This is a genomic window from Burkholderia cepacia complex sp. TUM26381 (genome assembly GCF_057439935.1).
Genome location: NZ_JBYATD010000004.1, coordinates 1 through 23,847, shown reverse-complemented (window position 1 = coordinate 23,847; position 23,847 = coordinate 1). Strand labels below are relative to the sequence as shown.

At 63.2% G+C, this 23,847-nt stretch carries 25 protein-coding genes and 1 tRNA gene; 10 read left to right on the top strand and 16 right to left on the bottom strand.

The genetic code is table 11. The features are described 5' to 3' along the window. Positions 1 to 132: 132 nt before the first annotated feature. The 8 genes from ACWMMN_RS37530 to ACWMMN_RS37495 form a co-directional block, all read right to left on the bottom strand. Complete coding sequence (locus tag ACWMMN_RS37530) at positions 133 to 657, bottom strand: hypothetical protein (protein ID WP_486424532.1); 525 nt, start codon at positions 655 to 657, stop codon at positions 133 to 135. Positions 658 to 815: 158 nt separating this feature from the next. Next, on the bottom strand, positions 816 to 1,079 hold the full coding sequence (locus ACWMMN_RS37525) for a hypothetical protein (RefSeq protein ID WP_115779615.1): 264 nt from the start codon (positions 1,077 to 1,079) through the stop codon (positions 816 to 818). 123 nt (positions 1,080 to 1,202) lie between these two features. Next, positions 1,203 to 3,137, bottom strand: a complete 1,935-nt coding sequence (dnaK, locus tag ACWMMN_RS37520) for a molecular chaperone DnaK (protein ID WP_486424531.1) — start codon at positions 3,135 to 3,137, stop codon at positions 1,203 to 1,205. 81 nt (positions 3,138 to 3,218) lie between these two features. After that, positions 3,219 to 4,841: a chaperonin GroEL gene (gene groL, locus ACWMMN_RS37515; RefSeq protein ID WP_486424530.1), complete on the bottom strand. Its 1,623-nt coding sequence runs from the start codon at positions 4,839 to 4,841 to the stop codon at positions 3,219 to 3,221. Positions 4,842 to 4,907: 66 nt separating this feature from the next. Then, a complete protein-coding gene (locus tag ACWMMN_RS37510) occupies positions 4,908 to 5,210 on the bottom strand; it encodes a co-chaperone GroES (RefSeq protein WP_486424529.1) in 303 nt (100 codons plus the stop codon). Positions 5,211 to 5,540: 330 nt separating this feature from the next. After that, positions 5,541 to 6,686: an RNA polymerase subunit sigma-28 gene (locus tag ACWMMN_RS37505; RefSeq protein WP_486424528.1), complete on the bottom strand. Its 1,146-nt coding sequence runs from the start codon at positions 6,684 to 6,686 to the stop codon at positions 5,541 to 5,543. A 399-nt stretch (positions 6,687 to 7,085) separates the two neighbouring features. Then, positions 7,086 to 7,463 carry a hypothetical protein gene (locus ACWMMN_RS37500; protein ID WP_486424527.1) on the bottom strand — a complete coding sequence of 126 codons (378 nt, stop codon included), beginning with the start codon at positions 7,461 to 7,463 and terminating at the stop codon, positions 7,086 to 7,088. Between the two features lie 65 nt (positions 7,464 to 7,528). Continuing rightward, on the bottom strand, positions 7,529 to 7,912 hold the full coding sequence (locus ACWMMN_RS37495; RefSeq protein WP_486424526.1) for a hypothetical protein: 384 nt from the start codon (positions 7,910 to 7,912) through the stop codon (positions 7,529 to 7,531). Between the two features lie 249 nt (positions 7,913 to 8,161). Between ACWMMN_RS37495 and ACWMMN_RS37490 the strand changes: the two genes are divergently transcribed. The 5 genes from ACWMMN_RS37490 (at position 8,162) to ACWMMN_RS37470 (ending at position 10,120) form a co-directional block, all read left to right on the top strand. Further along, the gene (locus ACWMMN_RS37490) at positions 8,162 to 8,602 is read left to right on the top strand and encodes an Hsp20/alpha crystallin family protein (protein WP_176042745.1); all 441 of its coding nucleotides are present in this window, start codon (positions 8,162 to 8,164) and stop codon (positions 8,600 to 8,602) included. Between the two features lie 15 nt (positions 8,603 to 8,617). Further along, entirely contained in the window at positions 8,618 to 9,025 is a 408-nt protein-coding gene (locus ACWMMN_RS37485) for an Hsp20/alpha crystallin family protein (protein ID WP_176042744.1), read from the top strand. Between the two features lie 90 nt (positions 9,026 to 9,115). Beyond that, positions 9,116 to 9,439 carry a DUF6566 family protein gene (locus tag ACWMMN_RS37480; protein WP_486424525.1) on the top strand — a complete coding sequence of 108 codons (324 nt, stop codon included), beginning with the start codon at positions 9,116 to 9,118 and terminating at the stop codon, positions 9,437 to 9,439. Then, the gene (locus ACWMMN_RS37475) at positions 9,436 to 9,999 is read left to right on the top strand and encodes an Hsp20/alpha crystallin family protein (RefSeq protein WP_486424524.1); all 564 of its coding nucleotides are present in this window, start codon (positions 9,436 to 9,438) and stop codon (positions 9,997 to 9,999) included. Before ACWMMN_RS37480 ends, ACWMMN_RS37475 begins: the two co-directional genes overlap by 4 nt. 47 nt (positions 10,000 to 10,046) lie before the next feature. Beyond that, positions 10,047 to 10,120, top strand: a tRNA-OTHER gene (locus ACWMMN_RS37470). A 151-nt stretch (positions 10,121 to 10,271) separates the two neighbouring features. Here the strand turns inward: ACWMMN_RS37470 and ACWMMN_RS37465 are convergent. The 5 genes from ACWMMN_RS37465 to ACWMMN_RS37445 form a co-directional block, all read right to left on the bottom strand. After that, entirely contained in the window at positions 10,272 to 10,667 is a 396-nt protein-coding gene (locus ACWMMN_RS37465) for a hypothetical protein (RefSeq protein ID WP_176042741.1), read from the bottom strand. Between the two features lie 85 nt (positions 10,668 to 10,752). Beyond that, the gene (locus ACWMMN_RS37460) at positions 10,753 to 11,007 is read right to left on the bottom strand and encodes a hypothetical protein (RefSeq protein WP_059557567.1); all 255 of its coding nucleotides are present in this window, start codon (positions 11,005 to 11,007) and stop codon (positions 10,753 to 10,755) included. A 108-nt stretch (positions 11,008 to 11,115) separates the two neighbouring features. After that, positions 11,116 to 12,738 carry a chaperonin GroEL gene (gene groL, locus ACWMMN_RS37455; protein WP_486424523.1) on the bottom strand — a complete coding sequence of 541 codons (1,623 nt, stop codon included), beginning with the start codon at positions 12,736 to 12,738 and terminating at the stop codon, positions 11,116 to 11,118. Between the two features lie 77 nt (positions 12,739 to 12,815). Further along, positions 12,816 to 13,133 (bottom strand): co-chaperone GroES, encoded by a 318-nt coding sequence (locus tag ACWMMN_RS37450; RefSeq protein WP_176042739.1) that lies wholly within the window; start codon positions 13,131 to 13,133, stop codon positions 12,816 to 12,818. A 170-nt stretch (positions 13,134 to 13,303) separates the two neighbouring features. Beyond that, positions 13,304 to 13,942, bottom strand: coding sequence for a diguanylate cyclase (locus tag ACWMMN_RS37445; RefSeq protein ID WP_176042738.1), 639 nt, complete (start codon positions 13,940 to 13,942; stop codon positions 13,304 to 13,306). A gap of 193 nt (positions 13,943 to 14,135) precedes the next feature. Between ACWMMN_RS37445 and ACWMMN_RS37440 the strand changes: the two genes are divergently transcribed. The 4 genes from ACWMMN_RS37440 to ACWMMN_RS37425 all read left to right on the top strand — a co-directional run bounded on the left by ACWMMN_RS37440 (position 14,136) and on the right by ACWMMN_RS37425 (position 17,477). Then, on the top strand, positions 14,136 to 14,594 hold the full coding sequence (locus ACWMMN_RS37440) for an Hsp20/alpha crystallin family protein (protein ID WP_486424522.1): 459 nt from the start codon (positions 14,136 to 14,138) through the stop codon (positions 14,592 to 14,594). Between the two features lie 105 nt (positions 14,595 to 14,699). Beyond that, complete coding sequence (locus ACWMMN_RS37435) at positions 14,700 to 15,008, top strand: hypothetical protein (protein WP_338641516.1); 309 nt, start codon at positions 14,700 to 14,702, stop codon at positions 15,006 to 15,008. Between the two features lie 248 nt (positions 15,009 to 15,256). Continuing rightward, positions 15,257 to 15,499: a hypothetical protein gene (locus ACWMMN_RS37430; protein WP_176042737.1), complete on the top strand. Its 243-nt coding sequence runs from the start codon at positions 15,257 to 15,259 to the stop codon at positions 15,497 to 15,499. Positions 15,500 to 15,782: 283 nt separating this feature from the next. After that, positions 15,783 to 17,477: a phage integrase family protein gene (locus ACWMMN_RS37425; RefSeq protein WP_486424521.1), complete on the top strand. Its 1,695-nt coding sequence runs from the start codon at positions 15,783 to 15,785 to the stop codon at positions 17,475 to 17,477. Between the two features lie 657 nt (positions 17,478 to 18,134). Here the strand turns inward: ACWMMN_RS37425 and ACWMMN_RS37420 are convergent. Both ACWMMN_RS37420 and ACWMMN_RS37415 read right to left on the bottom strand, forming a co-directional pair. Next, the gene (locus ACWMMN_RS37420) at positions 18,135 to 19,151 is read right to left on the bottom strand and encodes a PDDEXK nuclease domain-containing protein (protein WP_486424520.1); all 1,017 of its coding nucleotides are present in this window, start codon (positions 19,149 to 19,151) and stop codon (positions 18,135 to 18,137) included. Then, a complete protein-coding gene (locus ACWMMN_RS37415) occupies positions 19,148 to 19,426 on the bottom strand; it encodes an HU family DNA-binding protein (protein ID WP_059677875.1) in 279 nt (92 codons plus the stop codon). The genes ACWMMN_RS37420 and ACWMMN_RS37415 overlap by 4 nt, the downstream gene beginning before the upstream one ends. 654 nt (positions 19,427 to 20,080) lie before the next feature. Between ACWMMN_RS37415 and ACWMMN_RS37410 the strand changes: the two genes are divergently transcribed. Continuing rightward, the gene (locus ACWMMN_RS37410) at positions 20,081 to 22,216 is read left to right on the top strand and encodes a phage integrase family protein (protein WP_486424519.1); all 2,136 of its coding nucleotides are present in this window, start codon (positions 20,081 to 20,083) and stop codon (positions 22,214 to 22,216) included. A gap of 248 nt (positions 22,217 to 22,464) precedes the next feature. On the opposite strand, the gene ACWMMN_RS37405 is transcribed toward ACWMMN_RS37410, so the two are convergent. After that, positions 22,465 to 23,847, bottom strand: a complete 1,383-nt coding sequence (locus ACWMMN_RS37405; protein ID WP_354006974.1) for a replication initiation protein — start codon at positions 23,845 to 23,847, stop codon at positions 22,465 to 22,467.

The following is a 23,847-nucleotide window of genomic DNA, read 5'->3' as shown; positions in this document are numbered from 1 at the left end:
CGCGGCTGCCGTGCCGCCTGCGCTGCTCGCAGCTGGCATGTGCCGAGCGCTTTGCAAACAACCCGCACGCAGCGCCGCCGCCTGCGCCGTCGCCGTACCTGATGCCGAGGTGGGTCCAGACGGACCGTGTTGTTAGCTGGTGGTCTTCGTTCCACTCACGTCTGTCTCCCTCCTTTCGAGACGCAGATAGGTGTCTGCGGCCACCAGCCCGAACACGATGTGAGCGATGAGGCTCATCCAGCCTCTGGCGTCTGCGAACCACGGAAACAACCGGGTCATGCCGTAGAAGTTGACCAGGTACACGGCGACACCGAATAACGCCCCCACCAGCGAGGCCATTCCGATGCTCGAATCGAAGCTGAACGGCGCCACGATCACCGCCAGAATGAGCGCGAAGACGATCGATAGCGCAAAGTGGACGACGAGGGCCACCAGCATGATGCCCGGGTCGAACGTGGCCGGCTGGGCAAGCGCATCACGTCCCAGGGCGATTGCTGCGATCATTCGCGGTGGTCCCCATGGGCTCTGCCCCGTGACCCACATGGCAAGGAGTTCGAGCACCAGGAAAACCACGCAAGCGACACAACCGCCGATCACGGCTGCCCGCCAGTCAGGCGTACGGCGAGTGAAATGGTGCGAATGCATGTGAAGTTCCATAGCGACCTCCTTACAGTAAAGCGGCTCACCTGTGCCGCTTGCGCGAGCTACCTTGGACGACATTGGCGAGCTTGCTCCCTGATTGATACATTTCAGGTTCCCGACAGCATGCCTCGTCGCGCAGCTTCTGCCTTCCACGTTCCGTTTCGCACGAAAACTTACTGCGGCTGCTCGATCATCAGATAACGAACGACCAGCGCCGGATCGACGATTTCCAGAATGAGACGGCGCAGAATGCGATTGCGCATGTGGTCCTCATCCAGCAGCCATGGACCGCCGACGTCGCTCAGATGACGGGAAATCGCGTCGCGCATGGCGTCGCCTTCCGACGGCGCGTCCAGCCGCACCGCCAGCAGCCCGGCGATTACGTCATCAAGCTCAATGCTCAAAGGCGTGGAATCAATCGTCAGGTTCAGCTTCATGTTCACCAAAAATGGAAATCATATACGCCGCCGCAGCGAACGGCGCGGACTGGCTATTACGAAATGTCCGTGTATCGGTTCGTCCACGCCTGGAATCGACCCGAAGCATGGCATTGCTGCGGCCTACCGCTTTGTCTTCACCTCCTTGAATTCCGCATCGACCACGTCCTCCTCCCTTGGTCCGCCACCGGCCTCTTGACTGGCCGAGCCTTCTGAGCCACTGGCTGCCTGCGACTGCACGTCGGCATACAGCTTTTCGCCGAGCTTCTGCGAGGCCGTGGCGAGCGCATGCACCCGGGCGTCGATCTCAACCTTGTCGGATCCCTTGAGCGCCCCCTCGAGCTCTTTGATCGCGGCTTCGATCTTTTCCTTCTCACCCGCCTCCAGCTTGTCGCCGTACTCGGTGAGCGCCTTCTTCGTGCTATGCACCAGGGCATCGCCATGGTTACGCGCGTCAACCAGCTCACGCATCCGGTGATCTTCAGCGGCGTGAGCCTCGGCATCCCTCACCATCTTCTGTATTTCCTCCTCGGACAGACCTGAATTGGCCTTGATGGTGATGCGGCTTTCCTTGCCGGTCGCCTTGTCTTTGGCCGACACGTGCAGGATGCCATTCGCGTCGATGTCGAATGTCACCTCGATCTGCGGCACGCCGCGCGGCGACGGTGGGATGCCTTCGAGGCTGAACTCGCCTAGCAGCTTGTTGCCCGTGACCATCTCACGCTCGCCCTGATAGACCTTGACCGTCACGGCAGGCTGGTTGTCGTCGGCGGTGGTGAAAATCTCCGAAAATTTGGTCGGGATGGTAGTGTTCTTCTCGATCATCCTGGTCATCACGCCGCCCTGTGTTTCGATGCCGAGCGACAGCGGGGTGACGTCGAGCAGCAGCACGTCCTTGCGCTCACCTGCGAGCACCGCGCCCTGGATGGCTGCGCCCACCGCCACGGCTTCGTCAGGATTGACGTCCTTGCGCGGCTCTCGGCCGAAAAACGCCCGAACCTTGTCCTGCACCCTGGGCATGCGGGTCATCCCGCCCACCAGAATCACGTCATCGATCCTGTCCACTGCCAGGTCGGCGTCCTTGATGGCGATGCGGCATGGCGCCATCGTGCGCTCGATCAGATCTTCTACCAGTGCTTCGAGCTTGGCCCGCGTGAGCTTCAGCGTGAGATGCCTGGGGCCGCTCGCGTCGGCCGTGATATACGGTAGATTGATTTCGGTCTGCTGGGTCGACGACAGCTCGATCTTCGCCTTTTCGGCCGCTTCCTTCAGACGCTGCAGTGCGAGCACGTCCTTCGACAGGTCGACGCCTTGCTCCTTCTTGAACTCGCCGATGATGTAATCGATGATGCGTTGGTCGAAGTCCTCGCCGCCGAGGAACGTGTCGCCGTTGGTCGACAGCACTTCGAACTGTTTCTCGCCCTGCACGTCGGCGATCTCGATGATGGAAATGTCAAAGGTGCCGCCGCCGAGGTCGAACACGGCGATCTTGCGGTCACGGTTTTCCTGCTTGTCCAGGCCGAACGCGAGCGCCGCCGCGGTCGGCTCGTTGATGATCCGCCTCACTTCGAGGCCCGCGATGCGACCGGCGTCCTTGGTCGCCTGGCGCTGGCTGTCGTTGAAGTACGCCGGCACCGTGATCACGGCATCCGTGACGGGCTCGCCGAGGTAATCCTCGGCGGTCTTCTTCATCTTGCGCAGCACTTCCGCCGATACCTGCGGCGGGGCGAGCTTCTTGTCCCGCGCCTCGACCCATGCGTCGCCGTTGTCGGCCTTGAAAATTCTGAAAGGCATCAGGCCGATGTCCTTCTGCACTTCCTTCTCTTCGAAGCGGCGGCCGATCAGCCGCTTGACGGCAAACAGCGTGTTCTTTGGATTGGTCACGGCCTGGCGCTTCGCCGGTGCGCCGACGAGCACTTCGTCCTCGTCCATGTACGCGACGATCGACGGCGTGGTGCGCGCACCTTCCGAATTTTCGACTACCTTGACCTGATTGCCTTCCATCAGCGCCACGCACGAGTTCGTGGTGCCGAGGTCGATGCCGATGATCTTGCCCATGGTGTTCACTCGCTCGATCTGGTTCGGGGATGGTCACGTGAGTCCCGCTCCGTCACGCCGCCATCCCACCGCGCATCCCGGTCAATACTCCATCTCGGGCGGTGACACGGCGGGTCGGGCCTCTTCCTTCGGCAACTCCGCCACCACCGCGTCCGTAGTGAGGATCAGCCCGGCGACCGACGCGGCGTTCTGCAGGGTCGTGCGCGTCACTTTCGTCGGATCGACCACCCCCATCTCCATCAGGTCGCCATAGGTATCGGAGGCCGCGTTCCAGCCGAAGTTGCCAGACTGCTCCTGCACCCGATTGAGCACGACCGAGGGCTCTTCGCCCGCGTTCAACGCGATCTGGCGCAGCGGTTCCTCCAGCGCGCGCAGCACGATCCTGATGCCGGCATCCTGGTCGGTGTTGGCGCCCCGTAGTTCCTTGAGTGCCGCACGAGCGCACAACAGCGCAACGCCGCCGCCCGGCACGATGCCTTCCTCGACGGCCGCACGCGTGGCGTGCAGCGCATCCTCCACGCGCGCCTTCCGCTCCTTCATTTCGACTTCGGTGGTCGCTCCTACCTTGATGACCGCGACGCCCCCGGACAGCTTCGCGATGCGCTCCTGCAACTTCTCCCTGTCAAAGTCGCTCGTCGTCTCTTCGATCTGACGTCGGATCGCCTGAATGCGTCCGTCGATCGTCTTGCGGTCGCCCGCGCCGTCGATGATCGTGGTTGCCTCCTTCTCGACCTCCACCCGCTTGGCCCGTCCGAGGTCTTCCAGGACGACCTTCTCGAGCTGCTTGCCGGTTTCCTCCGAAATCACCAGGCCGCCGGTCAGCGTCGCGATGTCTTCCAGCATCGCCTTGCGGCGATCGCCGAAGCCCGGCGCCTTCACTGCCACCGTCTTGAGGATTCCGCGCAGCGAGTTCACCACGAGCGTGGTCAGGGCCTCGCCCTCGACGTCCTCGGCGACGATCAGCAACGGCTTGCCCGCCTTGGCGACCGCTTCCAGCACGGGCAGCAGGTCGTGGATGCTCGAGATCTTCCGGTCATGCACGAGAATGTACGGTTCCTCGAGCACGGCGAGCTGCTTCTCGGGATCGGTGATGAAATATGGCGAGAGCCAACCGCGATCGAACTGCATGCCTTCGACTACCTCCAGTTCGCTCTGCAGCGATTTGCCTTCTTCAAGGGTGATCGCGCCATCCTTGCCGACCTTTTCCATCGCTTCGGCGATAATCTGGCCAATCTCCTCATCGGCATTCGCCGAGATGGTGCCGACCTGGGTGATTTCCTTGCTGGTCAACACGGCTCTCGAGAGCTTCCTGAGCGCGTCGACAACGACCGCCGCGGCCTGATCGATCCCGCGCTTCAGGTCCATCGGATTCAGGCCGGCCGCGACGTACTTCATGCCTTCCCGCACGATGACCTGGGCGAGCACGGTGGCAGTGGTCGTGCCATCACCGGCGACATCGGAGGTCTTCGCGGCGACCTGCTTAACCATCTGGGCGCCCATGTTCTCGAACCGGTCGCGCAGTTCGATGTGCTTCGCCACGGTCACGCCGTCCTTGGTGACTGTCGGCGCGCCGAACGATCGCTCGAGCACGACGTTGCGTCCCCTTGGACCGAGCGTGACCTTGACCGCGTCAGCAAGCAGATTGACACCCGTCAGAATGCGGTGGCGGGCGAGATCGTGAAACTTGACGTCCTTGGCTGCCATTTTCCAGTTCCTCCCGACATGTCGGACAAAATACAACACCGTGCGATGGTGCCGCCATCGATCTCCTCATGGAGCGGAATCTGCAGTCACCACCGCCAGCAGGTCAGCTTCGCGCATGACCAGCAGCTCTTCGCCTTCGACCTTGATGGCGGTGCCGGCATACTTGCCGAACAGCACGCGGTCGCCCACCTTGACGTCCGGTTCGCAACGGCGGCCATCGTCGAGCCGCGTGCCGGGGCCGACGGCAATCACTTCTCCGTGGTCGGGTTTTTCGGCCGCCGTATCGGGGATGACGATGCCTGCCGCGGTCCTGCGCTCCCGTTCCTGCCGCCTGACCACGACCCGATCATGCAAAGGACAGATTTTCATGATTGGCTCCGTGTCGTCACAGATGCTGCCTATGGGGATTCGGTAGCATGCCGAATCGACTGTATGGCGATTCCGCGCGGGGGGCTCAGCCGGCCCCCGACGTCACCGCGGAGCGCCTGATCGCAGATCTTCCACGGCTTGAACGGGGCGCTCGGCCGGCGGCAACTGACGCACTTCCAGCACGTCCCGACGCCCGGCGCGTGTGCGGCGCGCCCGCCTCGAACGCCGGCGTGCACGCAATGGGGTCGCTGGCCGGAAAGGTTTCCCGCAGCGCCTCGTCGAGCAGCGCGTCTGCATCGGCGAGGTCCGAGTGTGGCGTCCTGAGGGTCTTCATCGTTCACCTCCATGGCGAGCCCTACGCGGCGTGTCCCCCCGCGTGGCGTCATCGAACTCCCGGGTCAGCCGGGACGCCGGTGGCGGCATGCCCGCCACGACGTAGTCTCCAGCCACGCCTGCGTCCCGGGGCGTGAATCGCAGCTCGCCTAGTCGGGCCTTGAGAAACGCATCGGCATCCATGAGCCAGCGCTCGAGTTTCTGCTCGCTGGTGCCGAGCACCTGAGCGGCAGAGGCTCGCGGCACGGCTTCCATCCGGCACAGCACCAGCGCCTGGCGCCACGACGTCGGCATGTCTGCAACAAGCGCTGCCACGAGTCGACGTGTTTCCTTTGCGCTCAATTCCTCTTCGGGCGTGCCGCCGGCCGCCGGCGTCACGTCTTCGAGTCGCAGCACTTCGTCGGGTTGCCAGTATTCGAACAGGATCTCGTCATCGTCTTCGCGCGGCTCGCGCAACTGAACCGGCGGTCTGCCTTCCAGGGAGATCCAGCGGCCCTCGTCGGTCTGCAGGCGGCTCACTTCCTCGGCGAGCACGTCGAGCGCGATCTGGTAGAGCCACTGTCTCGGCTCGAGCTTGCGTGGACGCTGTGCGAGTCTTTCGCAGGCGCGGGCCAGTGTCTCGTCGACGACCTCATCGACGGCAGGGTCCCCCGTTGCGAGATCGCCGCGCGCCTGCAGGTAGGCGAGTTCGCGCTCCACGAAGCGCTTAAGCTCCGGCAGCGATGGGCGCACGAGATCGCTGAACAGCGCCAGCCCGGCGCCAGCGGGACCGGCCGCCGCGCCTTTGAGTCGGCGCAACCCGGCGCGGCGCTCCTTGCGGCGCCAGTTGTCCTCGTGACGCAGATGGGCGATGTGGCGCTCGAGCTGCCGCTCCAGTTCCGCGAACGAGAGTTCGAGGGCTTTGCCTAGCTCGGGTGATTCGTCCGAGCAGGCGAGCGTGGCGCTCGGCAATCCGAGCCGGAGCCTTGCCCGGTAGAGACTGCGATGGCCGCTTCGTTCGAGCGTCGCACGCAACCGGACGAGTTCGTCGGGGAAGTGCGACAGGTGCGGCTGAAGATGTCGGTCGCGAAGATTGCCAATCAGGCCTTTCAGGTCGGGGCGGGCAAGCTCCGAAATGTTCCGGTAACTGATCGCCGTTTTCATGACAGCCCTGCACGTCTTCCACTGGCCGCCGCATCGGAGGCGGCCGTCACTCCCTCAGGGGCGGACGCGCGATCGCCGGCGGGACCACCGGCCCGACGCTTGCGCTGCGAGGCTCACCGTATCCGGTGAGATTTCGCTTCGCACCCCTGACTCTGCCCGCTCGCTGTGTTTCCCAGACACGCGTCATCCGACGTCACGGGCTTACGCCATTTGCCCTTCATCGCTATCCGGGCTGGCAAAACAAAATATAAAAACAGTTGCGAAAAAATCAAGGACCACGATGCCTTGTTGGACATCGCGGGCGACCGCGAGCACATCCACCCGAGCGGGCGGACTGAAGACGCAGAAAATGGACACCGCTCACGGTCGTGCATGCGCCTTCGAAGCTCTCCCGTCGGGTCAGTAGATCGGAAACACGAAGTCCGGCGTCGGTGCAAACTGGATTCCGGAATCCGGACAAGTGATGCGTCCTCTCACCGCGACCCGCTGATTCAGATACTGCAACAGCAGCAAGTGTTCGGTGGTGCCGGCCTGGCCGAGCAGGATGTCGGTCACGACCTTGTCGCTGCACGGTGAAGCGGCCGGACGATCCAGCCGGATCGTCGTATAGTCTCCCGGCACGAACTGCCCGTTGCCCCGCTGGATCGTGCCGGCGATCCAAATGTCCTGCAGGATTGGCAATGCCCGCGGCAGTGGCGCAATAGCAACCACCGCTGCAGGGAAGGCACCCGCGGCCAGGGCGACCGCGGCGAATAATCGGCGTGACCCTATTTTCATGGCGGTGCTCCCATTCTGCGACCGGCGCCGGCACCGGCCGCACGGCGAGGCGCCGGACCGATCGCTCATCGGATCGGCGGTGCCGCACCCAGCTTCTCTGACAACATTCGCTCGTACACACCAAAGTGTAGATCGACCTCCTTCTGCGTGACGTGAGTGACCGTGATGTTGATCTGGTCAGGTAACAGGCCCAACACGACCGCGATCGCAGCTTCAAGTTGCGGTGCACAGACCTTGTCCTCCACCATCGTCGTGCCGACCAGCACGTCGTAGGTCTTTTCCTGCCGACAGACGACCTCGACGAGCCGTGCCCGCGCGCTCATGTTGTTGTCGATCGCGAGCCTGACGACCTCCACTACGGTGCGCATCGTCTCGGTCGGAAAGCCCTTCGTCGAGCGCAGCCGGACACGATGTCTACCAAGCGTGAGCCAGTCCGTGTCGAAATCCATGGCGTCCTCCGGATTCAGTTCCAAGCCGCTGCGATGATAGGTGTCAGCGCCGAAATTTCAAGTGCAAAAATCTGCCGACGCCCCTTGAAATTTTCTGCAAAGTTCCTATCTTGAGTTTCGCTCAGGCAGACGCGCGAGTCGCTTCATTCCGCGCGCTGCGTGTTTCGATTTGTTTGCCAGCAGTCTGGCAGGCGAACTGGAGCGCGTAGACCCGTTCGCCTCCCGGCTGCACTCAAGGAGGATACGATCATGAGCGATCTTTACTTCGGAACCGATCTCTTCAGCGAGTTCGACCGTCTGCAGCAGCAGATGGCGCAACTCTTCGGCGGTTTCCCGTCCAGCATCCGCGCCGGTCGGCTCGGCGCATTTCCTCAGATCAACATCGGTGCGACCGACGAGTCGATCGAGATTGTCGCCTTCGCCCCGGGCATCAACGCCACCGAACTCGACGTATCGATCGACAAGGGCCTGCTGACCATTAGCGGCGAACGCAAATCGACACAACCCGACACTGGAAGCGAGACGCGCACCTATGCGCAGGAGCGCTTTGTCGGCACCTTCCGGCGCGTCATCGAGCTGCCCGACACCGCCGATCCGGACAAGGTCCAGGCGCGCTACGAAAATGGCTGCCTGTCGATCAGTGTCGGCAGGCGCGAATCGTCCAAGCCACGCGCCATCGCTGTCCAGTAATCCGAGGAGCCGATCATGACTGACACGACCCAACTGGCGGAACGCGACCAATCCGCCGTAGCACGTCGCGACACTGAACAACCCACGCGCCGGATCACGCTCGTCCCGGCCGTCGACATATACGAGGACAGCCAGGGCGTCACGCTATGGGCGGATCTGCCCGGTGTGACGAAGGACAAGCTGGACGTCAAAGTTCACGACAGCAGCCTCTCGATCGCGGCCGAGGCGGCGGTGCCGACGCCGGCAAACCTGCGACTGCAGCATGCCGAGGTCCGCGAACCGCACTTCGCCCGGACGTTCACGCTGTCACCGGACTTCGATACGTCAAAGATCGAGGCGAGCCTCCAGGACGGGGTGCTTAAGCTGACGATCCCACGCCGCGACGAAGCGCGCCCACGGCGCATCGAAGTCAAGTCCACCTGACCGTCAGCAACGGCAGGTCAGAAGCAGCGGCGGAAGCGATCGCGCTGCCGCCGCTGCGAATCAGGAGCAGTGGCACCGGTGTCTGATGTCATGCAGGAGTCCTGGAAAGGACATGCGATCCGCATCCGTACGATTCCCGTGCGACAGATCGCGACATGCATGTCCGCGCCGGACGGCTACATCGCTATCGTCCGGATCGATCGGAACGATGAGGTGTTGGCCGACTGGCATCTGCCGCGCTTCAGCGAACGCTGGACAAACGCGGCCGAAGCGCAACGCGACGCGGTCGAGTACGCGGTGAAACTGATCGGTCGCGGCGTGCTTGGAGCAGTCGAAGCTCAGGGCGCGTTCGCTACCTGGTGGGCTGGCCGCCACGCTCAAGGCAGGTTGAAGCTGAATCGGAGGACGCTATGAATACCGATCTGAAAAAGTGGAACCCCTTCAAGTTCCTTCGCGGGGCTGCCCGCAAGTCCGATACAGACGGCCCGGAAAGCCCGCCGACAAGCGAACAGTGGCGGGCCTCGTGGCCCGACATTCCGCGACTGTTCTCGCGCGAACCGTGGCGTGTAGTGGAGGAGTTCTTTCACGACCCGTTTGCGGGCCGTGGCGCGCTCGAACGATGGTTTGGAGATTTCAGTTCATCACGCTTCCAGCCGCGCATCGACGTCGTCGATGAAGGAAAGGTGCTGCGCGTGACCGCCGAACTGCCTGGAATGGAGCGCGAAGATCTGACGGTGAGCGTCGAGGATGGGGTAATCGTGCTGCGCAGCGAGAAAAAGCAGGATGTGCGCAGCGAGGAAAACGGCTGCTACCGGCTGGAGCGATCGCATGGAAGCTTCATGCGAACGATCCCGATGCCGGAAAACGCCGACCCCGACCACACCTTGGCAAAGTTTGATAACGGTGTACTCACGTTGACCGTGCCGAAATCGGAGCCGGCGCAGACCATGAGTCGCACGATCGATATCGGCTAGGGTAAGCACGCAAAGTGCCACGGTGGAGGGCGGATATCAGAGGAACCGGGCCGTTAGCCCGGTTGGTAGAGCCGCCGACTTTTTTGTCCGTTGGTCACTGGTTCGAATCCAGTACGGCCTACATGAAACCGAGAATCCGATGCCACCCGACAAACCCGGCTTGTCACCTTTGTTTGGTTGCGGGCATTGGAGCAGCAATCCCTTGGGATCGCGCGTTGCAGGGTCGTCCTCGTCAGGATGGGCGACGAACGCATCGAATCCATGGATGGCAGTCAGCCAGCCGAGGCGGAAGGGTCGTTACGGAAACGCATGAAGCTGGAGACGCTCGACGCATATCGCACGGCGTCGTCTTTTTGGCCTGGCTCAATCTCGCACCAGAATTCCTGATGGCGGGCACCGAGACGACGGGCCGCCTCATAGCGGTGAAAGTGACTGGCGAGCCAGAACCGGCAGCCATCAAAGAAAACCCTCATTGCCGGCCGTGCCGCGCGCATTGAACCAACGCGGATGGCAGTCATGGCGTCCTCCAGCGCTTCATTGCCGAGTGACTCCTCGCCGGGAAGATCGTCATTAACCGAGAGCTGTAAAAACTTGAGGTAGTCGATTCCGAGCACGCCAACGGGAAGCCGAATCGATGAGCGGACAGACGAACGAGAATCGCTGGGCATGGTGATGTCTGATTCTGCGGGACAGCAAGACAGTCGAGACACGGGTCTATATCGCCACGGCCCCGACCTGGCTGGTCGGGCAAGTTTATTCGTCAGCCATGAGATGGCGGATGACCAACGCCGGGTCGGCGATATCCAGAATCAGCCGGCGAAGTATGCGCCTGCGCATGTGCTCCTCGTCGAGACTCCAGGGCTCGCCCTTTTCGCTGAGATAGCGCGCGAGGGCGTCCTTGTTATCTGCACCTGCGGGCAGGTTAAGTCGGGCGGTCAGCAGTCCTGCCACGACGTCGTCGAGCTCAATGTCAAGCGGTTTTGCGTCAATACGAAGTTCGAGTTTCATGTTGGTTGCCGATAAAAAGCGGCACCGCATGACGAGGACAGCGTGCGGCGCCGAATGAGTTGCGCCGGCCGCGACTGTTGGCCGGCGCGTGCACGACCCGCTGCCAGGTCAGTACTCGAGTTCCGGTGTGGTGGATTGCACCGGCTTTTCGTCCTTTGGCGCTTCGGCAACCGATGCATCCGTCGTCAGGATCAGCCCGGCAATCGATGCGGCGTTCTGCAGAACCGTACGCGTGACCTTGGTGGGATCGACCACACCCGCCTCGACAAGATCGCCATACTCGCCGGTGGCTGCGTTGTAGCCGAAGTTGTCCTTGCCTTCGAGTACTTTCGCGATGACCACCGAAGGCTCATCCCCTGCGTTCGAGGCGATTACGCGTAGCGGTGCTTCGAGCGCGCGCAGCACGATATGGACGCCCGCGTTCTGATCACTGTTGGCGCCTTTCAGGCCCGTCACCGTCGAGCGCGCGCGCAGAAGCGCCACGCCACCGCCCGGCACGATGCCTTCCTCTACCGCCGCACGCGTAGCGTGCAGCGCGTCGTCCACGCGGTCCTTCTTCTCCCTCATCTCGACTTCGGTCGCTGCCCCGACCTTGATGACGGCTACACCGCCCGCGAGCTTCGCCACGCGCTCCTGCAGCTTCTCGCGATCGTAGTCGCTCGTCGCTTCCTCGATCTGCGCGCGGATGGACTTCACGCGCGCTTCAATGCGCGTCTCGTCGCCCGCGCCGTCGATGATGATCGTGTCGTCCTTGCGCACTTCGACGCGCTTGGCACGTCCGAGATCCTCGAGTACTGCCTTCTGCAGTTGCTTGCCGGTTTCTTCGGAAATGACGGTCGCGCCAGTGAGGATGGCGATGTCCTCGAGCATGGCCTTGCGCCGGTCGCCGAAACCGGGCGCCTTGACGGCCGCGACCTTCAGGATGCCTCGCATCGCGTTGACCACGAGCGTGGCCAGTGCTTCGCCGTCGATATCTTCCGCGACGATCAGCAGGGGCTTGCCTGCCTTGGAGGTCGCCTCAAGCACGGGGAGCAGATCCCGGATGTTCGAAATCTTCTTGTCGTGCAACAGGATCAGTGCGTCGTCCAGATACGCTGCCTGCTTTTCCGGATCGTTGATGAAGTAGGGGCTGACGTAGCCGCGATCGAATTGCATCCCTTCAACCACATCCAGCTCGTTCTCGAGCGACTTGCCATCCTCGACCGTGATAACACCTTCCTTGCCGACCTTCTCCATGGCGTCAGCGATGATCTTGCCGATTGCCTCGTCGGAGTTCGCGGAGATCGAACCCACCTGCGCGATCTCTCTGTTCGTGGAAATCGGCTTTGACAGCTTGCGCAGCTCGTCGAGTACGGCGGCCACGGCCTTGTCGATGCCGCGCTTGAGGTCCATCGGATTCATGCCGGCGGCGACGTGCTTCATGCCTTCCTGCACGATCGCCTGCGCGAGCACGGTGGCCGTGGTGGTACCGTCGCCGGCCACATCGGCGGTCTTCGATGCGACCTGCTTGACGATCTGCGCGCCCATGTTTTCGAAGCGGTCCTTCAGCTCGATTTCCTTCGCCACCGACACGCCGTCTTTCGTGATGGTGGGTGCGCCGAAGCTGCGCTCGATTAGCACGTTGCGGCCTTTCGGCCCGAGCGTGACCTTCACGGCATCGGCGAGGACGTTTACGCCTTTGACGATACGGGCGCGGGCGCTGTCATGGAATCGGACGTCTTTTGCACTCATGTTGTTGCTCCGGATAGTAGTCGTTGACTCAACGCGTCGCGAACAACCTGTCGGGTGTTCGCGACCGGCTCAGGATTTCAGGCGGCCTTGCGGGAGGCGCCGATGTCGGCCTCGAGGACGCCCATGACGTCTTCCTCGCGCATGACGAGTAGCTCCTCGCCATCGACCTTGACGGTCTGGCCTGCGTATTTTCCGAAGAGAACCTGGTCACCGACTTTCAACTGGAGCGCGCGCAGCGTTCCATCCTGCAGCAGCCGGCCGCTGCCGACCGCGACGACTTCACCCTGCTCGGGCTTTTCCGCGGCCGAGTCGGGAATCACGATGCCCGAGGCCGTCGTCCGCTGCGTCTCGATTCGCTTGACGATAACCCGGTCGTAGAGGGGACGAATCTGCATTTCCATCTCCTGAGCGATTAAAGGATCACCAATTAGGGAATCCGGCTGCGGGTACCGGGGCGCGTGGAGCGCCGCGGTGCAGCCGAGCCAATGTCTGGCGGAAAGCGAAATAGAGGCGCCCATCGCGCGCTTCAAGAGGGTGTGAAAATGCGTCTTTGTAACAAATTGTTTCAGCGCGGCAGCAGGATGCGATGGACCCTGCCGAGACGATATACCGTGCGGCCGTGCCCATCCGGACGGCGGGGTTCAGGCGGCACGGGACAGGGGGGGCGGCGTCCGCCATCGGCCTCAAGGGTGTCGTCCGGTTCATCGAGCGTGCGCCACAGGCCACCCTTGACGGGCCGGAACAGCCAGCGCACATAGCCCCTGCGCGCAGCAAGCTGCATCAGCTCGTCGCGAGCGGTCTCGTCAATGAGAAGCTGCAGGTCGCGGGCGACGTTCTCTCCGTAGTCGCCGAACGCCTGACGGCAGGCGAGCGCCTCGGCAGCGCTGGCGCCGATCACGTTGCAGCCGCGCCGCTCGACGCGCTCGACATCCCACGCGCCGGATTGCCAGGCGGCATCAAGCAGCATGGCATCCACGGTCTCGAAGCTGTGCCACGGCGCATCGATCTGGACGGCCGAGCCCGGAACCGGTCGTGGTGGGATCTCAACGCCGGGCAGGATGAGCGGCGTCGCGCGCCGGAATCCGTGCCAGTGGAGTATCGCAAAGAGCGGCGTATTCACCTGTGCGGCCGCCGTGACCGTGACGGCAAAGAGCGGCATGCGCACACTCATGATTTGTTCCTGAAGCCTGTCAAAAAGGTCCACGAAGCCTCCCGGATGACATGTTGCAGGGCCACTTGAAATTCCCGTTGCTTGCGCTATTTTATGCATCGCTCAGGCAGTCGCGATTAGCGCTGCGTGTTTCGATTTGTTGTCAATGGGGACTCCCCAGGCAGCGAACTGGAGCGCGTGGTCCGGTTCGTTCTTCGTGAGAGGCCCCGGTTTCAAGGAACCAGTCATGAGCGATCTTTTCTTTGGCACCGAACTGCTGGGCGAATTCGACCGCCTGCACCGGCAGATGGTCAGCGCCTTTGCAGGCTTTCCCGCGAGCCCACGTGCCACGTGCAGCAAAACCTTTTCTCCCGTCAGCATTGGCAGTACCGACGACAGCGTCGAGATCGCCACGTTCGCGCCGGGGCTCGACCCGGCAGCGATCGATGTCTCGATCGACAAAGGGGGGCTGACGATCAGCGGCGAACGCAAGCCGCCAGAACCGGAAAGGCGGGAGGGGACGTCCGTGGCCATTATGCGCATCCGGCGCTCGGAGCGGACCGTCGCGGACTGGCACCAGCCGCGCTGCGCCCGGCACTCGGCAAGCGCGGACGAGGCGCACCGGGAAACGGTGAAGTACGCGATACGTGCCATCAACGGGGGGCGTCGCGACGACACCGGTTCGCCGGCGCGCTTCTTTGCGTGACGGCGTCGCACTACATGGCACCGCGCCCCCTATACAGCCTGCACTACGTGTCGTTTTTCTGCACCGTGCCCCTGTTTTCGGGACCATGACTTACGGGAGGCGGAAATGCTCAGCCCACACGAATTTGCGACCTTGATGCTGGTTCGTCAGGCGCCGGACCAGATCCACATGAATCGCGCCGAGCTCGACGTGCTGCTCGAACGCCAACTGGTAATGCTGGAACATAGCGCCGCAGGCGCACGCCGCGCATACCTGACCGAGATTGGTAAAACGTTCCTCGACGCGCTCCACCCGAGCAGCACATCACGCCGAAGCCGGAAAACCGCTGGCAACGGCGGTGGGGAAAGCACGGAGAGGCCTTCCGCGCCGGGCGGCCGAACGACGGATATCGTGGTGCCTGGACGCGCAGGCTGAATGGCTGCGCGATCGCAACGACAAGCTTGTCGTTGCCCAACGTGACGCGCGCGCGCGAGGTTACCGGAGACGTCCCGGTAACCTCCTGGCGGCAACCGCCTTCGCGGTAGCGTCCTCGCGCATTCTCGGTGACCCGCGCCCGGGCACGCGCCCGCGGTGCGATGCGGAATGCCGTGCGCGCCCGGTCGACCTGCAAATCCCGCATTGCTGGGCTTGCTTCGGGCGCAACGCTCTGCAGGAGGTGTCTTATGCAAACGGACAACGTCATGAAGTATCACGGCTGCGAGGTCCGGCCTGTGGTAACCGTCACCGGAAAGGGCCGGTACGCAGCAGCGGCCATCGTCACCGACCGGACCGGAGAAACACGCACGCTTGGGGTCGATGGGGACTTCGCCAACGCCCAGGAGGCACGCGATGAAGCGCTGGAGCTTGCCATCGCATGGATCCAGCAGCGCTCGGTCGTTTCGGAGCGGTATGTCCGGCGGATCTAGCCCGCCGGTCGAAAGCTGAGGGCCGAGCGCGACGTGGGTACCTGCGGAATTTATGGGCGATTCGCTCCCGGTTCGATGTGCCTCTGGAGGCGTCCAAACTCCGTTCGCCGCGAAGAAAAACGAGTGACGCTGCTGTCGTCAACCCCGCCGAAGATAACCCCGATTCCAGCGGCTACGGCCGGTTAGCGGCAGTGAACGAAAGCGACGAGCAAGAGTATGGTCAATGCTGGACAGATAACGCATATTATCAGCCCATCATCAAATTTGATCTAAACTGGCAGTCATGAAAACGCGCGACTCCCTCCCCACCGACGAGACCGAACTTGGCTTTCCCGACGAAGCCGAACTCGCGGCATTGCGCAGTTGGTACGCCGGCCTGGACGCGAGGGCAGCCGTCGCCCGCTATCTGGGCGATCGCCGGGCAGTCGGGGCGTCGTCGCGCGGCGTCCTCGGCCGGATTCGCCGGCAGCTCATCGCGTACGCGCAAGCCCGCCACCGCGCGGACCTGGTGGCCGCGTTCGTAGATCGCCCGATGCGTGCGTCGGCCGACGGCGTGGCCCGCGCGATCGAGACGCTCCGCAATTTGCCCGCGCCGGCGCCGCTGATTACCGATGCCGTCGAGGTGTGGCTGACGCCGCGCATAGCCGAAGCTCTGCACGCGCACGGTATTCGGACACTCGCGGACCTTACCGTACGGATTCCGCGGCGCCGTCGCTGGTGGTCGGCGATCGCCGGACTCGGCGCCGCCGGCGCGCGCCGCATCGAGTCGTTCTTCGCCGCGCATCCGGCGCTGACCGAACGGGCGCGCGCATTGATCGTCGTGGTGCCGTCCGACAGCATCGTGCCGTGGGAGCAACTGCGTGTGCCGCACAAGGTCGATGGTTCGCGCGGACAGTTCCGCGCCCCGGAAAGCGCCTGCCTGCTGAAGGCTTCGAACGACTATGAGGCGGTTCAGTCGTGGCTGTCGCTGCACGAATCGGCCGCCACGCAGCGCGCCTACCGGAAAGAGGCCGAGCGCCTGATCCTGTGGGCGATCGTCGAGCGCAGTTGCGCGCTGTCGTCGCTCACCACCGACGATGCAATCGCCTACCGGAGTTTCCTGCGGCGGCCAACACCGCGCGAGCGCTGGGTTGGCCCATCGCGGCCGCGGCACAACGTCGAATGGCGGCCGTTCACCGGTCCGCTGTCCGCCCGCTCGGCAGCGTATGCCCTGAATGTCTTGTCGGCGCTGTTTCGATGGCTCGTCGAGCAGCGCTATGTGCTCGCGAATCCGTTTGCCGGTGTCAAGATCAAGAGCCACGTGCAGCGAGCGGGACTGGACGTGTCCCGCGGCTTTACCGAAGGCGAGTGGCTGCTGATCCGCACGCTTGCCGATGGCCTCGAATGGTCATATGGCTGGAGCGCGCCGGCAGCCCAACGCCTACGGTTTATGCTGGATTTTGGCTACGCGACCGGCCTGCGCGCGAGCGAGCTGGTCAGTGCGACGCTCGGCGATATCCGCCGCGACGAGCACGGCGATCACTGGCTGCAAGTGCTCGGCAAGGGTGGAAAGCTCGGCAAGGTGGCGTTGCCGTCGCTCGCTCGAACCGCGCTGGATCAGTATCTCGTGCAGCGCGGACTGCCCGTCACGCCGGCGCGATGGAACCCAGCGACACCACTTGTCGCGAGTCTCGACGGGGATGGCGCGGGCATCGAACCCAGGCGGCTCTGGCGCGTGCTGCGCCGGTTCTTCGTGCTGGCGGCCGACGCGATTCAGGACGGGCAACCGGCGACCGCCGAGAAGCTGCGGCGCGCGAGCCCGCACTGGATGAGGCACACACACGCATCGCACGCGCTCGCGCGTGGTGCCGAGCTGATCATGGTGCGAGACAACCTGCGCCACTCGTCGATCTCGACGACGTCGACCTACCTGCACAGCGACGAGGTGCAGCGCGCCCGGCAGTTCGATCAGGCGTTTGGCGCCAGAGATCGCAAGTAACTGCTTTATTGCAATTTCGGCATAAGAACGAGTGTTTTCATAACTTCAATGCTTATGATAGGAAATTACGCTTACCTTGTTCATACCCGTATTCACTCCCCCGCGACGCCTTGCGCAGATCGCCCGAACATTGCTAGAACGGGGGGTACCCCACACGATTTGATGATGAGACTGTTGCGAATACTTCACCGTAGGCAGGAGGCGGAAATTGCTTCATCACGTTACAACGCGGGGTTGGTCGCGGCGGGGGCGAGTCCCCCTCTCATTCGAGGTCGGCCGTGGATCCTCACATAGCATCGATTGATGACCGCCATGAACATATCGTTGCAAGAAGATAGTGGCCGCGTTCACCTCACAAAGGCTGATCGTCGAATTGCAACTTGTTCGTCACCGAGACGATGCCGTTGACGCGCCAGGCGACTGTTGCTACGAAATTCGCCTCGTTCGCGTCGGCAACCGAGCCGACAAGCGTTGCGATGACGGTGCATCACCTTGCGGGCGACCCACACGCCCTTTTCCGCGCCTTCATTTCTTGTTACTCGTTGGTTGGATGGTATGTCTGTAGCCCGCTGGCTTGAAAAACAGACAGCAACCATTTGATTTTAAACAAATATTTAGAGGCGGCGGGGCGCAACCCCGCATGCAGTCCAGATCGCTCTAACCGGAAAATTGCACGGAGATCAAGGTTACCCCAATCGGGGGGGTTTCGCCGGACTTCATCCAATGTTCACGCGCGTAGTTGAGGTAGAGATGCATCTGCCCCGCGTCCGCATAGCTGAAGCGCCCGACCTTCAAATCGATAATGAGCAGGCATCGCAAGCGCCGATGAAAAAACACGAGATCGACTCGAAACCAGGCGTCATCGATCCGTAAACGCCGCTGCCGACCTATGAACGCAAAGTCGTCGCCGAGCTCGAGGAGAAAGTCCGCCAAGTGCTGGATCAAAGCCGCTTCGAGATCCGACTCCGAATATTCGTCCTTCATGTCAAGAAATTCGAGGACAAACGGATCGCGGATCGCTTCCTCAGGCGATAGAAGATCGCCGGGTTGCGCTACAGCCGCCTTTCCGAGCAAGGACGCCTTGTTGCGTGACAGCACCAGCCGCTCATAGAGCTGACTGCTGATCTGACGGTCAAGCTGCCGCACAGACCAGCCCTCACGCAACGCTTCAGCCTCGTAAAAGTCGCGAGCAGCTTGCGCTTTGACCGCGAGGAGGCGAACGTAGGCGGACCAGGGCAACGGAAAAGCCTGAGCGATAGCATTCAGCTCAAACGCCACGCCCGGCGACGCCTTCACCGCAGCCTTGGTTGATTTTGCAGACGCTGTCGGGACAATCCGGGCGGGCGTGGATTGTGCAGACAGTGTCTGCACAATCCGATCCGCAGGCCACGTCAAGTAAAAGGCGCGCATCTGTGCGAGATTGCGCCATCCGAAGCCGCGACCGAATCGCTCTGACAGATCAGCGCCCAAACGGCGGATCACCGCCTCGCCATAAGCGGCCCGTTCCTCCCCGCCCTGCTCGAACTCAATGATTCGTCGCCCGATCTCCCAATATGTCGCCGTCATTAGGGCGTTCACCGTGCGAGCCGTCGCCTCGCGCGCCGACGCGACTACATCAGCAATTTCACGGTGCAGTCCCGCATAAGCGGCCTGCCCGACCTCGCGCTGCGTCACAGTGCGTTCACCGCGTCCTTGAACGCCTTGCCGGCGGTGAACTTCACAGTATTCGCGGCCGGGATGGCAATCTCCGCGCCCGTCGTCGGATTACGTCCCGTGCGGGCAGTGCGCTGCGCCTGCGAAAACGCGCCGAAACCTATCAGCTGTACCGATTCGCCGCGACTCACCGCGTCCGCGATCGCTTCCAGGACCGCCTGGACGGTTTTGCTCGCGTCGGTTTTGCTGACGCCTGCGCCCGCTGCGACCGCGTCAATGAGTTCCTGCTTGTTCATGAACAGCCTCGGCAACAAAGTCAAAGCTGCACCCTACCTCATCCCGCTGCACACACGCAAATCGCTGGCCTCCGCCGCACCACTGCCTGCGGCGGGCAGCCCACCAATGAACTCCGGCTTACACCTGTCGCAGCCACGCTCGCCAAGAGCAATCGCGAACGTTTTCTGCCCGGCCAGCGCTCACACAACCAGCGGGCCGGTGCGGGTGTCATCACTCGCGCTGACTACGTGGTCCGGCTTCCGGTGTCACACAACCTGACTGTTTCTCCAGCCGAATCTGCCCGGCCGACCTGCGCGGACTACGGCATCGGTTCGTGCCGCGTCTCCTGCCTCCCCCTGCCCGCCACCGGCAGCCGGGCCTAGACTCAACTTTAGTCGTGTGAGCCCCTCGAGCTGCGGGCGTTCGCCCGACGTCCCGAAATGAAGGGTAACATAGCCCTTACTATGTTACCCTTCACTTTATTGGCCGATTCGCCCCATTTCTGAGCGAACCTGGCGCTCACGCTTGTCCGGCAAGGCTCACCGGCCGGTCACCGGGGATTGGGGACGGCTCGTCGCACGGCGCGCCCAGCCGCGGTCGAGGCCGAGCTGACGCGGCCGCGCCATAGGACTCGTATCAAACAACACGCTTTCCGTATTCCCTCGAAGCCGCCCATGACGACCACCGACGATCCAGACGTGCTCGATGTCGAGTTCCGCGAGCTGCCAGCGGCGCCGCGCCGCGCGACCACGCCGGCCGCGCGCCGCAAGTCGCGCTCGCGCGCCGCACGCCGCGATGCCGCCGCCGCGCGCCGGATCGGCCTGCAGCACCTCGCCTTCTTCCGTGGCTATCTGGAAGGATTGGACCTCGCCGAGCTGGCCGACCAGTACCTCGAATTCGGCCGCGACGCGCGCAAGGCCGCGGCCACGCGCACCTGGCTGGTGACCGCGTTCGTCGCCGCCGCGCGCAAGCGGCAGGATTTTGCGACCGCGCGCCTCCTCGCGATCCGGCCGGCCGCCCTCGCCGCGACGCTGGCGGCCGACGCCCCGGCGCAGGCCGCGCCGTCGCTGGAGGACTTCGCCGCCGAGCACGATCCGGAGGGCTTTTACACCGAGAAAGAGCTGCTCGACCTGTTCGCCGCCCGGCATGCCGGCACGGACACCGACGCCGGCGCGGCCCTGCGTCGGCAGCAGCGCAACGCCCGCCTGCGCGCGCGCCAGATGGCGGCGCTCGAGGCGCTCGCGCGCCTGGTGGTCGAGGATCCGCGCCCCGAACACCACGTGCTCGGCTGGTTCGACACCGCCGTCGCGCTCCGTCTGGCCGACGTCGGCCTTACCACGATCGGCAAGCTGGTCGAGACGATCAACGCGCTTGGCTACCGCTGGTACCGCCGCGTGCCACGTCTGGGCGAAGTCGGCGCGCGCCGCATCACCGCATGGCTCGCCCACTACGGCGACGTCGCCGGCCTGCAACTGGCCCCCGGCGTGCACACCCACCCGTCAGAATCCACCCTGCCCGGGCAACGGCTTGCCGCGGCCGGCCCCGTCACCGCGATCGTGCCGCTCGAGCGCTTCTTGCTGCCGCCCGAGCTGGACGGCTCGCACGGCACCCACCGCAGTCTGGTCAAGAACAACAGCCGCGCCAACAACGACCGCGAGGCGATCGAATTCTGGCTCGCCGACTACGAGAACCCGCATACGCGCCAGCGCTATCGCACCGAAGCCGAGCGGCTGCTGCTCTGGGCGATCTTCGTGAAGCGCAAGGCGCTGTCGAGCCTCGACACGGACGATGCGCGCGACTACATCAACGGCTTCCTGACCGATCCTCAGCCTGCGAGCCAATGGGTCATGACCGGCACCGCGCATCGCGGTGATCTGGGCTGGAGGCCGTTCCGCGGGCCGTTATCGGTCAAGAGCCGGCAGGACGCGCTGTCCGCGCTCAAGAAATTCTTCGGTGAGCTGGTCGACGCGCAGTACCTGGATCACAACGCGTTCGCGAAGGTTCGCGTGTTCACGGGGTCGACGCACGACGACGCCGGCAACGAACGACGCGTGGCCGCGAAGTCGCGCCTGCAGATCGAGCGCGGCTTGACATCCGACGCCTGGCGCTTCGCGATGCGCGTGCTCGACGCGATGCCGGACACGGCCGCGGCAACGCGCATGCGCTTCGTGCTGAGCTTCGCGTACAGCACGGGGCTGCGGCGGGCCGAGTTATGCGGGGCCTTCACGGACGATGTGCAGGAGCGGTACGCCGGCCCGGAGCTGGGCACGATCCGGTTGCTGCGCGTGGTCGGCAAGCGCGCGAAGGAACGCTTCGTGCCACTGGTGCCGGCAGTGCTCGACTTGATGGGCGACTATCTGGAAGCGCGCGGCCTGCCGCGCGATCCCCTCGCCTGCCCTGCCACCACGCCGTTGATCCCGGCGCTGCTGTCGAATGCCGAGATCGGCCAAATCCGGCGCGCGGCAAAGGCCAGCAAAACCGATCCGGCGCCTGAGCTCGCGGCGCGCGCGCGGCAAACCGGCCCGATCCATCCGATTCAACTTTATAAGGCGGTTAGGCAGTTTTTCGGGATGGCGACCGCCACTGCGCTGCGCGAGGACTCGCCCCATGCGCGCGCCTTCAGCGCAGCCAGTCCGCACTGGCTGCGTCATACGTTCGTGTCGCACGCGCTCGCCAATGGCATGAGCCTCGAGAGCGCGCGGAATTTTGCCGGCCACGACTCCCTCGATACCACGTCGATCTACGCGACTGCCGAACTCGGTCGGCAGTACCGGGAGGCGGAGTCGTTCGTGCGACGTGCCAGTGCTTGAGGTCAGTGGTGAAGCACGAAAAGAGAGAACCCCGAAAGATAGGCCATCTAATCGTGAGCAAAACCGCCGACCTGAACGAGCAGCTCAGATCTCTGGCGACGACAACGCGGGAGTTTTGTTGACTCAGATCGGGCAATACGCAACTAACGGTCGAACTCGTAAGCCCCTCTTACAAACACCTTCGCACCCGAACCGCCCTATGTCTACAAATGAAGGGCGTCCCCATAGGGAGAACTCAGCTCCAATCCTTAAAGGGCCTTGGCTCTAAAGGACTTCGTTTGCGTGAACACGTAGCCAGCAAAGGCGTCCTTCAGCGCCGGATGCATCTCGAAAATCACGGCAGTCAGATCTGCCATTGGGTCAATACTCAACCGACGCATCGTCAGCTTCGCAGCAGGCGTTCGCCTATATTGACGACGCCAATCGTCGCGCTGCTCGGGCGATGCGGCTTCGTACGCCTCCCACCCTTGGCGCACCTCGTCTCCCATCCGTTCCTTGGCATTGACTTCCTGAGCAGCGGTCTGCAACGCCATGCGCGTTTGGACCTGTACCTTGGCCTCGGCGTCTTGCTTCTCGCGTAGCACGAGGGTCTGCTGAACTTGCACCATCTCTCGCTCAGCGTCGGAGACGACCCACCCTTCTTTGAGCGCCTTCATGAAAAATCCGGCCGGGCTCTTCGTTACCTTCCCGATCTTCAGACTGAACCGAGTGCGGTCGATCGCCTGTTCCAAGCGTTCATCAGTGTAGGTGTCGCGGTCGCCAGCGATCTGGTTGAACTGCGCGGTGGAAAGACCAAACTCCTGCTTCAGGGTTTGGTAGATCGCCTGGGCATGCTCGTGCGTGTGCAGCACGCGTTCAGCCAGATCCTTACGGGTGATTCGGAACCGCAGACTACCAATCTTGCGCGAGCCCTGCACGGTGCGTGTCTCGTACGTAATCGCAAGGTCAGAGACCTCGTTGATCTGCTGCACGGCTGGTTCAAGCCAGTCGCGCTTGAAATACTTGAACACTTGAGCGTTGGCGCCCATCTCACCCTGCCATCCCCGCAACTCGTCGAGCGGGATCCAGTCGGTAATCCCATCGTCAGCGATCGGCAGGAGGTTGTCGTACATCACGCGCGCGTACGAGAGCGTGAACAACGACGTGATGCGCAAGCTCAGCCAATGGGACTTGCCCGGCCCTCGGATGATTCCGATCAGATCGGGCGGCACGCGGAACTGGAAACGTCCCCCCTGGTAAGAGATGCGGCCAATCAACTGTGTAGACCCAAAGGGACGTTCACCGTCTTCCCCGACGGCGGCGGTCGCCTGAATCAGTGCCTTTTGCGCTTCGGTGATCACCTGCTCCAGGTGCGTGTTGTTCCGGCTCGAGTAACGCATGAGCCACTTGAAGTAGTCCAGCTCAACGTCGTAGAGGTCACGCGGTCGATCGTCGTAGGCGACAATGAAGTAGGCTGCATCGATCAGGCGTCGCGCGGCCACACCTAAGTCAACGATTCGGATGAGGACGTTGTTACGCGAAAAACCGATGTCGGAGCGGGCGTTCTCTACGGCCAGACCTTCAGCCTGCGCGTCATCGAACAGGGCCAGCGCTAGCTGACGGGACGTTGCCATTTGCCCTGTTTCCGCCAT

Bases quoted from the DNA above. Each gene is read 5' to 3' on its own strand.
- ACWMMN_RS37485 (WP_176042744.1), top strand. From the start codon at position 8,618: ATGACTGACACGACCCAACTGGCGGAACGCGACCAATCCGCCGTAGCA.
- ACWMMN_RS37475 (WP_486424524.1), top strand. From the start codon at position 9,436: ATGAATACCGATCTGAAAAAGTGGAACCCCTTCAAGTTCCTTCGCGGG.
- ACWMMN_RS37435 (WP_338641516.1), top strand. From the start codon at position 14,700: ATGCTCAGCCCACACGAATTTGCGACCTTGATGCTGGTTCGTCAGGCG.
- ACWMMN_RS37525 (WP_115779615.1), bottom strand. From the start codon at position 1,079: ATGAAGCTGAACCTGACGATTGATTCCACGCCTTTGAGCATTGAGCTT.
- ACWMMN_RS37415 (WP_059677875.1), bottom strand. From the start codon at position 19,426: ATGAACAAGCAGGAACTCATTGACGCGGTCGCAGCGGGCGCAGGCGTC.
- ACWMMN_RS37480 (WP_486424525.1), top strand. From the start codon at position 9,116: ATGCAGGAGTCCTGGAAAGGACATGCGATCCGCATCCGTACGATTCCC.
- ACWMMN_RS37440 (WP_486424522.1), top strand. From the start codon at position 14,136: ATGAGCGATCTTTTCTTTGGCACCGAACTGCTGGGCGAATTCGACCGC.
- ACWMMN_RS37450 (WP_176042739.1), bottom strand. From the start codon at position 13,133: ATGCAGATTCGTCCCCTCTACGACCGGGTTATCGTCAAGCGAATCGAG.
- ACWMMN_RS37530 (WP_486424532.1), bottom strand. From the start codon at position 657: ATGGAACTTCACATGCATTCGCACCATTTCACTCGCCGTACGCCTGAC.
- ACWMMN_RS37505 (WP_486424528.1), bottom strand. From the start codon at position 6,686: ATGAAAACGGCGATCAGTTACCGGAACATTTCGGAGCTTGCCCGCCCC.
- ACWMMN_RS37410 (WP_486424519.1), top strand. From the start codon at position 20,081: ATGACGACCACCGACGATCCAGACGTGCTCGATGTCGAGTTCCGCGAG.
- ACWMMN_RS37500 (WP_486424527.1), bottom strand. From the start codon at position 7,463: ATGAAAATAGGGTCACGCCGATTATTCGCCGCGGTCGCCCTGGCCGCG.
- ACWMMN_RS37425 (WP_486424521.1), top strand. From the start codon at position 15,783: ATGAAAACGCGCGACTCCCTCCCCACCGACGAGACCGAACTTGGCTTT.
- ACWMMN_RS37510 (WP_486424529.1), bottom strand. From the start codon at position 5,210: ATGAAAATCTGTCCTTTGCATGATCGGGTCGTGGTCAGGCGGCAGGAA.
- ACWMMN_RS37405 (WP_354006974.1), bottom strand. From the start codon at position 23,847: ATGGCGGAAACAGGGCAAATGGCAACGTCCCGTCAGCTAGCGCTGGCC.
- groL (WP_486424523.1), bottom strand. From the start codon at position 12,738: ATGAGTGCAAAAGACGTCCGATTCCATGACAGCGCCCGCGCCCGTATC.
- ACWMMN_RS37465 (WP_176042741.1), bottom strand. From the start codon at position 10,667: ATGCCCAGCGATTCTCGTTCGTCTGTCCGCTCATCGATTCGGCTTCCC.
- groL (WP_486424530.1), bottom strand. From the start codon at position 4,841: ATGGCAGCCAAGGACGTCAAGTTTCACGATCTCGCCCGCCACCGCATT.
- ACWMMN_RS37460 (WP_059557567.1), bottom strand. From the start codon at position 11,007: ATGAAACTCGAACTTCGTATTGACGCAAAACCGCTTGACATTGAGCTC.
- ACWMMN_RS37490 (WP_176042745.1), top strand. From the start codon at position 8,162: ATGAGCGATCTTTACTTCGGAACCGATCTCTTCAGCGAGTTCGACCGT.
- ACWMMN_RS37430 (WP_176042737.1), top strand. From the start codon at position 15,257: ATGCAAACGGACAACGTCATGAAGTATCACGGCTGCGAGGTCCGGCCT.
- ACWMMN_RS37495 (WP_486424526.1), bottom strand. From the start codon at position 7,912: ATGGATTTCGACACGGACTGGCTCACGCTTGGTAGACATCGTGTCCGG.
- dnaK (WP_486424531.1), bottom strand. From the start codon at position 3,137: ATGGGCAAGATCATCGGCATCGACCTCGGCACCACGAACTCGTGCGTG.